The organism is Nostoc sp. (assembly GCF_036917635.1).
Classification (GTDB): Bacteria; Cyanobacteriota; Cyanobacteriia; order Cyanobacteriales; family Nostocaceae; genus Nostoc.
Genome location: NZ_JBALCW010000052.1, coordinates 1 through 11834, shown reverse-complemented (window position 1 = coordinate 11834; position 11834 = coordinate 1). Strand labels below are relative to the sequence as shown.

Below are 11834 nucleotides of genomic sequence, written 5' to 3'. Positions count from 1 at the left end.
TTTTCAGGGTTACTTAGGAGTCCAAATTATAATTTGGAATTTTATTTAAATGTAGTTTATTAATACTACTGATTGAAGTGCGGAATGTGGGATACTAGCCTCTGCTATGAGCGCCAGTTGATTTATCCCCATATTACAGGGAGTGATTGTACTGTAGCCGTTGGCAATACCCACAATGGCTTTATTGAAATCTTCATCTCACTGCACAGATAGCAATCGTTATGATATCAATTAAATTGTGTAGTTTAGTGCGGTCAATTAGTGGGTCTTCTATTCCCAAAAAATGGTCATCAATTGTGATTTTTGGTTTGAGCTTCATAGAAGGGAGAATAAGAATGTAATTCTTCTTTGGAGTTTGTGCGAGAATAGCATGTTCGGGAGCAAGGGGATTTTGTGATATCTGGTCAAAAACAAGCGATCGCTAAATCGTTCCCTCAGTAATTAAAATATATTTATACTAATTAAATAGTATTTATACTTTGATAAAATTTTATCAATCCTAAAACAGTTAAATAAATTTTATACTCAATACCTTTGCCAAAATAAGAGCCTACAAAAATTTTGGCAAAAACGGCAAAATAATTCATAAATAAGGGTTTAGCTTACAGGGTAGCTTGGAAGCTCAAACCCTTGATACTGCGGTCAATACGTTAAAAAATGCTTGAGGGAAACCTTGAAGTAATTTTTAGGACTTATTGTTTTTGCCAAACCCTGGAGAACAAGACCTTAATACATCAACTCAGCCTCGTAAATTGGCGAAGGTATTGATACTTACACCAGTTATTTAAGAATTTTATTGTAATTATAAATACTCATATTCTCGATTACGGACTTAGAAAGCAACAAGAGCCATAAGAATGAAATTATTTAACCGCTATCTTCTTGGGATATTTTAAGAAGATAAATTGTGCTGTGGTTTAATCACATTGATGTAATAAATATTTGATCATCAGTATTGCTCTTTTGCGATGGCTACGCCCGCCGCAGGCATCGCACCTTTTTCCCAAACCTCACAAAATCGCATTGCTCCCCCATGTTCCTTGACAGGCAGCCGTTGGCTGCCTCTAACTCTCATTAATAATGATTATTATTACCATATAGACGAATATTTAATTTCCTGAAAGCCTAATTTGATTAGGGTTTTGTTAAATTCCACTCTGATTCAGGCTCGTCAATATTTAGATGCGTTTGCCCTGATACTTAACTAGTTCAGTTTTTTGTTCTGCTGTGAGCTTCCGATATTTATACATAGATTTTTTTAGCACTTCAGTGCTTACTACAAACTTCTTTATAAAAGGCTTCTAAACCTTGGACACAAGCTTTATCATCAAAAAGACGATCGTGATTTTGGCTGATTCTTTCTGCAATAGTGCCTCGCCAAGACGGATCAAGTCCTAATTTGACAGCAATTTCAATATATTCAGTTTCGTTTTCAGCAATAGTATCTGTCACCCCTAGCATTTTTAAAAAGCTGTCAGAGTGACGGCCGCGCATAAATTCTCCTGGACAGGTAACAATAGGGAGATTACAAGCGATCGCTTCTAGAGTAGTATTACCACCAGACCAAGTGAATGTATCTAGATAAACATCTGAAAGTAAGTTAATCATTAGATAGTCTAGCCGCTCTGGAATATTGAGGAATACACAATAATCCTCAGTGTTAAATCCAACAGCAGCAAAAGCACGCTTTAGGCGTGGCTCAAGTAAACTACCACGCAAAAATACAAATTTAGCTTGAGGAAGACGACGAGCAATTTCCGGAAAAATAAAATCATATTGCGGTAGGTATTTAAAAGGAGCTTGACAGCACAAGTAGATAACTGCATCATCTCCTAACCCAAAATCTGAACGGGTTTTGATAACTGGGGGAATATATGGCTTAGGGTAAGAAACTCCAATGTTGGGTAAGCGAATTAATTTTTCTGAATAATGTTCTTGGGCATTTTCGGGTTCCATTAACTCGCTAGATAAAAAGTAATCAATTGTAGGTAAGCCAGTTGTTACCGGATGTCCCCAAGCTGTACATTGTACAGGGGCAAGCCGCAGACCGGCCATTTGCATGGTTTGCGGGTTCATACCTATTTCAGGAAAGACTAAAATATGCAATTTATCAGCAATTATCTGTTCACAAACTGCTGATAAGTTATAAGGAATATGGTGAAAAACATCGCTGTAATTTTGGAACTGTTGGGTAACAGGATCTGGCTCGTTTCCTGTGTAGTAACAGTAAATTTCAAAGTTTTGGCGATCGCAGTAATGTAACCAGCCAGTTAACCAAAGTGTGCCACTATAAGAATGCAGGTAATGTGAAGCATAACCAATACGAATTTTGTTATTAGGCTCAAGCTTAGGCATAGATAAAGGAACTATCCATTGTGGATAGTTAGCTGCCATAATTTCATGTACTAACTTTCCATACTGGCGTTGCAAATCTATATCATTTTGTGCCTGATATGATAAGTAAAAATTTGTGAGGCGACCTATACCGGCTAAAGCACTTTGTTGATCTTCTGTAGTTTTCAGATATGTTTGCTGAATTAAATCTTGCAGTCCTTGACTAAAGCGCTGGCGATAAAAGTTAATTTCCTCTTTATTTTGGTATATTGATGGAACTGTTAAATATTTGAGAAGTTGAAAAGTGTAATCATTCGGTAAGCAATTAGCCGCATTTTCTGCACTTAATATTGCTTCTTGAATCCGTCCATTACGCCGCAAGTCGATGATTAATGAAAAATGTAATCTTCCTTCTTGAGGGTAAAGTTTAATTCCTTGCTGGAGAGTCTGAAAATATTCCTCTAGCAGGTTTAACTGTCTATAGCAATAACTTAAATTACAATAAACATCTGCATCACACAATTGGATTTCTAAAAGTTTTTGATATTGAGCGATCGCTTCTGTCCATCTTCCCTGACTAAAGAATTTATTGCTCAAGCAAAAAAAAACTGTTCAGCTTGTGCTTCGCTAAAAAATTCTATATCGTAAGATGTGATAGTTTCTGCTTTTACTTGACTCACCGCGTTTGTATCTTCATATTCCAAAATAATTCTTGCTTGGATGCGAGATAGTAAAGCTTCCCATTGAATATCAGCCAAGTTTGCGACTAGAGAAATGTCTAACCCTTCAGTAATATCTAAATCTTCTTCCACTAAAAGATTCATAACCACACTAGATAAAAACAGTTCAGCATCCTCCACAGCAATATTAGCAGTATTAATAAGTAGGGTAGTTTTTTGACTATCAATATGAGTTGCTACCGCCTTCATCACTCCTTGTAATTCTAAACCAATTAACTCTTCTGATTGCGACCAATCTGGGAAAATAATGAAATTGACCTCCTTAAGCTTTAAAGATAAGAGAGTAGCATCAATCAATGCAGAACTTACGGTTTGCGCCATTTTTGTCCATGAGAACTTTTTCGCCTGTGCCAAACCCGCAGTAATTAAAGATTGACGAATACTAGGCTTTTGCACCTCACAAAGTGCATTTGCCAGTTCATCCACATCATTATCATTGACATATATTGCTGCATCTCCTGCCACTTCGGGGATTGAAGAATTAGGGCAGGTAATAACAGGACAACCACAAGCCATTGCTTCAATAATAGGCATTCCAAAACCTTCATATTTAGAAGGATAAACCAGCGCCACAGCACCCGAATAGGCTAAAGCTAATTCTTCATCACTAAGTTGGAGCAGATGTACAGTGCTACCTGTTGTATAGGTTCTTAACTCTGGCGCTAACACTCCGCCAATACCAGTACAAATAATATCGAATCCGTAACTGTTAGCTAGTTGTGAGAAGCCTTGGAAGAATAAAATACCGTTTTTGTAACCAGAACCCGCACCAACTAATAAAAAATATGGTTTATTAATACCATATTTATATTTAAAAGCGTTAATTTCGCCTTCAGAAGCAGGAGAGAAAATCGAATCAACTCCACAATGAGCCACCGTAATTGATTCTAAGGGTATCTCAGGGAAACAATTATTTAAGTCTTTAGCTGTATTTTCAGAAATTGTAATAAAAGCAGAGGCGTGTTTAATACCGTTGTGTTTTTCTTGCCACATAGGTTCATTTAAGTTTCCTCCTAATACTTCAGGTATCATGTCATAAGCCATAAATACGGAAAGGGTATTAATGGGGGTAGTGTAGTAAGAAGATATAAATAATTCAGCTTCTTCCTCATCACAAATTTCTTGAAGCATCTGTTTATCAGCTTCGGTATTGTTATAGTCATAGGCAGGAATTGTGCGATAACGAATCCCATTAACTTTAGGTGCAGTATTGGCTCTATCTAAGACTAGGATATGATTAGCGAAATCACTGTTTGACCATTGTTCTAACAGACTTCGCCAAACTCTAGCAATTCCTGTTTTATAGAGTTGGAAAAAGACACCATCAATTAAAATGTTACGACGAGGTAAAGTTTTTGCTTTTTCTTTAGCTAACTCGTAAATTTTGATAGTTTCTTCAATATATTTATCCCAACTAAATTTTTGAGCCTGTTGAAGAGATTTGTTAGCCAAATTTTCTCGATAATCGGGTTCACAATATAGCTTAAATATGGCATTACAAAGCCCTATTGCATCATTAGGATCAAGCATAATTCCGGCATTTCCAACAACTTCAGGTAAGGAAGAAGTGTTAGAGGTTATGACTGGAGTTCCACATTGCATGGCTTCTAATGGTGGTAAGCCAAAACCTTCATATAAAGATACATAAATAAAAGCTAATGCCCCTGAATACAAAGGAGCTAAATCATCATCGGGAACATAACCAGTAATAATAATTCTGTTTTCTAGTTCTTTGACTCTATCTATTTCTGCAAAAATTTCTTCATATTGCCATCCTTTTGTACCTATCAATACTAGATTAAGATCATTAATCTGTTGGTTTTTAATTAATGTCAAAAAAGAACGGATAACATGAGCTATATTTTTTCTTGGCTCCAGGGTTGATAGAGTTAATATATAAGGTTGCTCTGGTATTTTATATTTTTGTTTCGTTTTGATAATTAATTCTTGATTATCGCAAGGATAAAATTTTTCTTTATCAGCAGCTAACTGTGTAACAAATACTTGCTTTTCATTAAGATTTTGTTGATAGTTACAAATATCTTGTTTTGTTGATTCGGAAATACAGCACACAAAATCATTATGATCTATTTTATCTATAGTATTTTTAACCAGATGTTCTGAATTATGATTAAAATAGTGTGGGAAAAGAATAGGAATTAAATCATAAACTGTTATAATTCTTGTAGCAAAGTAAATATTATTTGGCAAAGAATAATAACTAGAGTGATAAATATCTATATTTTGATATTTTAGTTCTGATAACTGAAATAAATGAAAATTGTTATATTCAAAGTTTTCATTTATATAAATTTGACAAGCATCAAATAACTCAGGATTACTCGTACATAAATAAATATCACACTGAGGATATTTTATTAGTCCTTTTAAAAGATACTCTGTTACTCTATAAACTCCTGTTTTGGCAGTTTCAAGGATAGTACCTAAACCTAATACAGCAATGTCTAAGGCTATTTGTAGTTTCCGTATATTATTTAAAGCTGATAAATTGTCTTCTTGATTTAAAGATTCATATATTGTTGTTCTTTTTTCAGTATGAGGCGTAATTAATCTTCCAAATTCTGTATTTATCTGATCTTGATTTTGTATTATTTTCTCTGCTCTTTGTTTTTCGAGCAACCTGTAATTTATATAATTATCTAAAACATTAATAGGAAAAGAGAAGTATTTGGCTAAACCGGCTGACTCTTCAGATATATAATAATCATTAATTCCATCAAAGAAAACTTGTTGATAACGTTTTTCCCTTAAAAAAACGGGAATATTATTTTCACAGCGAACGTTAGTACCTGGTAAAGTAGTTTCTATTACTAATATTGTTGGTCTAAATTGCTCCCAATCACCACCCAAAAGAACTTCCTCTTCTACTCCTTCAACATCAATTTTAATAAAATCAATTTTCTGATTGACATATTTTTTGCAGACTTCCGCTAAAGTCTTAACATAAACAGTATATCGAGAAAGTTCTAAACCTTTCTCTTGGGCAATTTTCTCAGCTATTTCTTTATTTAAAGTAGAGTTTCCAGGTTGTCCTACTACTTGAAAAAACTCTAGGTAGCCTTCTGAATTATTTAGAGCAATATTCAGATTAATATCTCTCGGACGCTCTTGCTCAAATAATTTATAGCATTCTTTTATTGGTTCTATATTTATTCCTGACCATCCAATATCATAAAAAGCTTTGGTTACTGAATCAACAGTTGGATGTAAGGCTCCTACATCAATATAATGCCCTTTGGTTTTATTTTTAAATACTCGATTAAGTAAAACATCTTCAAAATTCTGGGCATATGAAATAAATGTCATTTTTACTAACTTCGCTCCTATAAGTGTTAACAATTTAATCTAGTGAAGATAATTTTGGCTAGATTGTCTAATTAGACATACCAATTAAGTTTTTTTGGGTTATTTGTTTAGCGATCGCCCCTTCCCTCTTGCTTCTTAATCTGCTCTAATACAACTTTGTAATCTTGCCGATTGGGGTGCAACTTTACCAGCTTCTCCAAAGGTTTCATCGCGCCTTTAGCATCCTTCAAGTGCAACCGCACTATAGACAGTTTCTCTAAAGCAAGCTGGTTTTCTGGTTCTCGTTGTAAAACCAACTCGTAACCCTGTGCTTGTTGCTGTAATAATGACTCAGGAGAAGCAGATGCAATTGCTGGCTTAGGTTGACTAGCCTGTTGGATTGCTGGAATTACTGCAAACACCGTAGAACCAACAAAGGACACTAATGACACTATCGTGACAATCTTTTGTCGCCGCTCAATCTGCTTTTTACGGGTAATTACGTACTCTTCCCCGGAACCAGCCATGCCTCATATACTTGCTGTGGTAAATACTTAGGTAGTAGCAAGCCTCCCGTTCTGAGGATACCCACCTGCTCAAGATAAACTAACATCTTCGCTAGAAATTTTTTACACAAAATTCAAATGCTGACTCTAAAGACAAAGAAGCTTTATGGTGAGCTTATGCTGTGCCGACAATTTTGCCATGCGATCGCTCTCCAAATCTTATTCACTGGGCGAAAAATTAAAATTATATAAAGATTTACGATGATTCAGCCTAAAGTTAGATGTTTGCGATATTTTAAATAACGTTTAAATAAAGAAAAAACAGTAGAAATTTCTACTCAATTGCAAATTTACCTGTCAGTCAAAAACTTTCAAACTACCCCATATCCTATAGTTCTTCAACAAGCACACATATTTTTCGTGATTCAAACAAATAAAATTTTGCCAGTCGTCGTCAGTCACACTACATAGTGTAACTTTTCAGAAGACTAATTATTTTGCTCGGTGTCCACAATAGATATTTTACAAAAGGTGCTGTTACACTCTAGTGCTTAAAGGTTAAAAGGAAAAAGAAGACGGCGAAAGGTTAAAGGAAAATGGGGAAACAAAAGCATCCTTTACCCCTTCATTCTTTAACTTTTCCCTCTGTACTTTTGCCTAGCTTCTGCAAAAAGTTTAAGGAGTGCTTGGTGAATTTAGAGTTTTTTGGTGGTAATTACCGTACAAAAGCGAATTTACTAGTAATTTAGTAGAGTTTGTTATGGTATAGTTAAAAAGTTAAGACTAGCTTTACCAAAAATTACACCACTCTACGATCCGGCAACAATTGCAGAATGGGAAGCAGTTTTAATTAAGTATTTACCAACAAAATCTGAATTCAATCGAGGTTATGACTCAGCAAGTGATTCACCCAATGGTGAAATTGCAGCGCAACGTGCAATCACTCATAGAATCGAACATTATCAAGCCAAGCGATAGCATCTGGAAAATTGCTTTGCTCTACGGTAATGAATGGCAGCACTGGAAACAGGAACTGCTTGACTTTGGCTTTAGTATGCAAGACCCAGTTAGTGAATTGCTAGCTGTAGAGACTTGGGATGAGGAATAGGGATGAGGGGGATGAGGGAGCAGGGGGAGCAGAGGGAGCAGAGGGAGCAGGGGAAGCAGGGGAAGAGTTCTAACTCTTAACTCCTAACTCTTAACTCCTAACTCTTAACTCTTAACTCCTATCTCTTAACTCCCTAAAGTTGGCAACCAGCTAACGCCGCAGCTAATTCCTTTGCAGTTTGGTAGCGATCGCGTGGCAATGGTTCTGTAACGCGATCAATCACATCTCTTAATTGGGAACTAATGGTGGGAACTTTTGCCACATCAAACCTGAAGTTTCGCCCTTGCTGGCGGTAATACTTGAAAGGGTTTTCGCCTGTGAGCAGAAAAATCACCGTTGGCCCAATTGCATATAAATCAGATTGAGTCAAAGGTTGTCCTCGTTCTTGTTCAGGAGCGCAGTAACCTTCTGCACCAATACGAGTACCGGGCGCTGTGCCAATTTCCTTAACAGCGCCAAAATCTAGCACCACTATGCGATTTAGTGAACTTCGCACCATCAGGTTAGCGGGTTTAATGTCGCGGTGAATCAGTGGCGGCTCTTGGCTATGAAGATAGTCTAAAATATCGCAGGTTTGAATCATCCAAGCGATCGCTTGGTTTGGGGTAACTGGCCCAGTAGTATAGACACGCCTCTCTAAATCTTGTCCGTGGATTAATTCCATTGCCAAGTATTTTTTTCCACCTTCTACAAAGAAGTCGTAATATTTGGGAATTCCCGGATGGTTAAGGGATTTGAGAGTATACGCCTCCCGCTCAAATAATTCTTGAGCTTTGGCAATTTTTACCATATCAGCATTCATTTGCTTCAACACCAGCAGTTGTGGCATACCCGCAATCTGACCAGCCGCATCCCAAGCGAGATAAGTAGTACCCATACCTCCTTGTCCGAGAGTTCGCAACACCTGATAATGGCGAATTTTCTGTTGTACTGAGAGAGGTTGGCCGCAGTGGATGCAAAACAGATTGTTTGGGGAGTTGCCTTGATGGGTGCAAGTGTATCTACCTTGGGCTGAGTAGAGTGTTGCAACGGCGTTCTCTTCTGTTTCTTGCATTTGTTGCGATCGCACACCAGTTTCCAGTACTGTTACATCCTGAATTTGGAATTTCAGTATTGGGCCTCCCTGTGCCAGTTGCAACAGGGAATTATCTGGTAATGAACTCTGAATCACAAGGACACCGTTGAGAAAAGTCCCATTAGTACCCTGACTAATCAACCGCCAACCACCGCCATTGTCAGCATCTATTTGTCTCAGTTCTAGATGATGCCGCGAAACTAAAGTATCACTTAAAACAACATGATTATCTGCCGCTCGACCAATCCGAATTATGGAAGAGTTCTCAAAGCACCACTGCTGGAGGGGCGTTTTCTGTTGCGGTTCTAACAGAGTCAGACTAACCACAATACAACCTACAAGTTAAGAGGGAGTGGGGAGTGGGGAGTGGGGGGTGGGGAGTAGGGGGAGACAAGGGGACAAGAGGTGAGAACTTGTAACAAGTCTTTCCCCTTGTCCCTAATTCTCAAAAGTCCCCAAGTCTTCTTCACTATGCCCCATTCCCGATTTCCCATTCCCCACTCCCCATTTTTTTTCAACTTTCCAAATTTGGGCGTACTTTTGCCCGGACAATTATACCAGTAATATTGTCGTGACCATTGTGTTGGTTCGCCAACTCAATTAAGTCTGTAACGCCCCGTTCTAAGTTAACGCCAGAACTAAGTAACGGTTCTAAGTGATTCTGCCAATGAGTTTCTATTAAATCATTATCTGATAGACCGTCCGATGCTAACAGCAGAAGAGTATCTTCATTAATCTCGAAAAAGCCCACATCGGGATTAATCGAGTTTTCGTCACGAGGCCCCAAGGCTTGGGTGAGTTGGTAGGCATCCGGGCGGGCGTAAGCGATGCTTGCTTCCACTCCGCGGATAATTTCCCGTTGCCCAACTTCGTGATCTACTGTGACTTGTTCTAGTCCCTGCTTGCGGGTCAAGCGATAGAGACGGCTATCTCCCACATGAGCAACTGCTGCTTGAGTGTCTTTAATTAACAGCATGACCAGAGTTGTACCCATGCGCCCAACTCCAGAACGGGCATCTTGTTGATTGAGCTTGTAAATCGCCTCATTAGCTAAAAACACTGCCTCACGAATGCTATCTTCCGTTGGCAGTTGGTTGGTAATCCAGTGTTCTTGAAAGTATTGCCGTAGGGTGTTGACTCCTAACTCACTGGCTATTTCGCCGCCAGCGTGTCCACCCATACCATCACAGAGAATATACAAACCATGCGCTTGCAGAACTCGACTTTTGGGCAACTCCAGCTTGTGAATTTTGGTTTCAATGCCAAAGTAGTCTTCGTTATGATGACGTTGACGCCCTACATCTGTGTGTCCTGCATCTTCTAAGCTACTTAACTGCATCGCCAGCACAACAGTTGGCATATCATCAATTTTGCTTTCTGATTTTTCTGCCTCATCTGATTCTGGGTTAGTGGACACAGTAGTATTTGTCTCCTTTATTGGGGGTATTGCGGTTCCTAGTGCTTCCAGTTCAATAGAGATTTCCTCCAAACGCGATCGCAATTGTGCGATCGTCTGAATCTTACCTACCTCTAAATCCCCCAACATCTGGACTACAGAGCCAAATTGAGTGCGTTGAGACTGCCTAAATAGCGCTTGCCAAACCCGCCCCAAAGCTTGAATAGTTAACGGTTGCTCTGGAATAGCAGATGTTTCGGCTTCGGCATCTTCTGGCGACTCCGTGACGCCCAAAGAATTGGATGATTCTACATACAACCTTTGTAGCGCCAGCGTTTGGTCTTCATCCAATCGTAAATTCGACAAATTTAAAAGGCTTTGACGACAACCTACTGGTTCCAATAATGCCCAAAGTTGGGTCATTTCATAACACCAGTGTAAAATTTTGAACGAACTCGTTGTTTCTTCTTGCCACAAATCGAGTAGAGCCTGCCAATGTGAGCGGTCTTCGATTATGACTACCTGCATATTTCCTTGCTGCCATGCATCATGAATCGGCGGTATCCCCGGCTGATCTTGGCATTGTAAGGCAATATAAAGTTTAGCAAGGTGAGGAATTCCACTTGCTTCCACTAATGGCTTTAGCAAATCTGATTGCTGACTTGCTAGTATTGCCTCAATTGGTGATATTTGATACGGCTGGCAGTCTAGAACTCTCGCGCCTACATCAGTAATGCTGACAGTTTCCGTTTCGGCAGGTAGCGGATCTAACAATTGATAGCGCTCTTGAGAGTCTAAATAGGAGCCTAATGCAATCTGAGAGCTAGCGGATAGAGGAGATGAAGAAGATATTGCTCCCTCATCTGCCTCATTTCCCTCTACTCCCAAAGCTTTCAGAGTCGTTTCCTTAGCAATAATTGCCCAAAACACTGTTCCACATTCCGTGCCACAGTTATGACAACGTAGTGCATTCACAGGTACATCTTCGGTACTGCATTCAGGACAAACCTTGTGAGTCAGGGATGTGCCACAGCTTTGACAGAATTTATTGCTATTGGGGTTTTCAAATTTACACTGAGGGCAAATCAGCATAGTGGAAGTTCCTTTATTCCCGTTCCAAGGTGCTTCTAGCCACTAAGATCCAAGGTGCCACAATTGGCTGTCCCTGACTACAGTAGACCTATAAGAGATTGTAGTTTATCAATGAATTTTGGTGACAGTATTAATTGTGACGCATATTAGACAAATATTTAACCCACATTCCGCACTTCATTCTGTAGTACACATACTGACAATAAAAGCTTCTATTTAATTTACGTAGAAAGACTTAAATTACTTAATAACTAATATCACCAGTATTAGAGACATC

General features: G+C 38.5%; 6 protein-coding genes and 1 pseudogene. 1 reads left to right on the top strand and 6 read right to left on the bottom strand.

The annotated features are described in order from the left end of the window. Positions 1-199: 199 nt before the first annotated feature. The 4 genes and pseudogenes from V7K32_RS14050 to V7K32_RS14035 all read right to left on the bottom strand — a co-directional run. A pseudogene (locus V7K32_RS14050) lies at positions 200-319 on the bottom strand (ISAs1 family transposase); the annotation flags it as partial. 947 nt (positions 320-1266) lie between these two features. Then, positions 1267-2931 (bottom strand): O-linked N-acetylglucosamine transferase, SPINDLY family protein, encoded by a 1665-nt coding sequence (locus V7K32_RS14045; protein ID WP_334994137.1) that lies wholly within the window; start codon positions 2929-2931, stop codon positions 1267-1269. Next, positions 2928-6401, bottom strand: coding sequence for an FkbM family methyltransferase (locus V7K32_RS14040; protein WP_334994135.1), 3474 nt, complete (start codon positions 6399-6401; stop codon positions 2928-2930). Before V7K32_RS14040 ends, V7K32_RS14045 begins: the two co-directional genes overlap by 4 nt. A gap of 107 nt (positions 6402-6508) precedes the next feature. After that, the gene (locus V7K32_RS14035) at positions 6509-6907 is read right to left on the bottom strand and encodes a tetratricopeptide repeat protein (protein ID WP_334994133.1); all 399 of its coding nucleotides are present in this window, start codon (positions 6905-6907) and stop codon (positions 6509-6511) included. Between the two features lie 868 nt (positions 6908-7775). Between V7K32_RS14035 and V7K32_RS14030 the strand changes: the two genes are divergently transcribed. After that, positions 7776-7994, top strand: a complete 219-nt coding sequence (locus tag V7K32_RS14030) for a DUF4327 family protein (protein ID WP_012407469.1) — start codon at positions 7776-7778, stop codon at positions 7992-7994. 133 nt (positions 7995-8127) lie between these two features. Here the strand turns inward: V7K32_RS14030 and V7K32_RS14025 are convergent, their stop codons facing one another. Together V7K32_RS14025 and V7K32_RS14020 are read right to left on the bottom strand one after the other, a co-directional pair. Continuing rightward, positions 8128-9396 carry an FHA domain-containing serine/threonine-protein kinase gene (locus tag V7K32_RS14025; protein ID WP_334994131.1) on the bottom strand — a complete coding sequence of 423 codons (1269 nt, stop codon included), beginning with the start codon at positions 9394-9396 and terminating at the stop codon, positions 8128-8130. Positions 9397-9583: 187 nt separating this feature from the next. After that, the gene (locus tag V7K32_RS14020; protein ID WP_334994129.1) at positions 9584-11557 is read right to left on the bottom strand and encodes a serine/threonine phosphatase; all 1974 of its coding nucleotides are present in this window, start codon (positions 11555-11557) and stop codon (positions 9584-9586) included. Between the last annotated feature and the right edge of the window lie 277 nt (positions 11558-11834).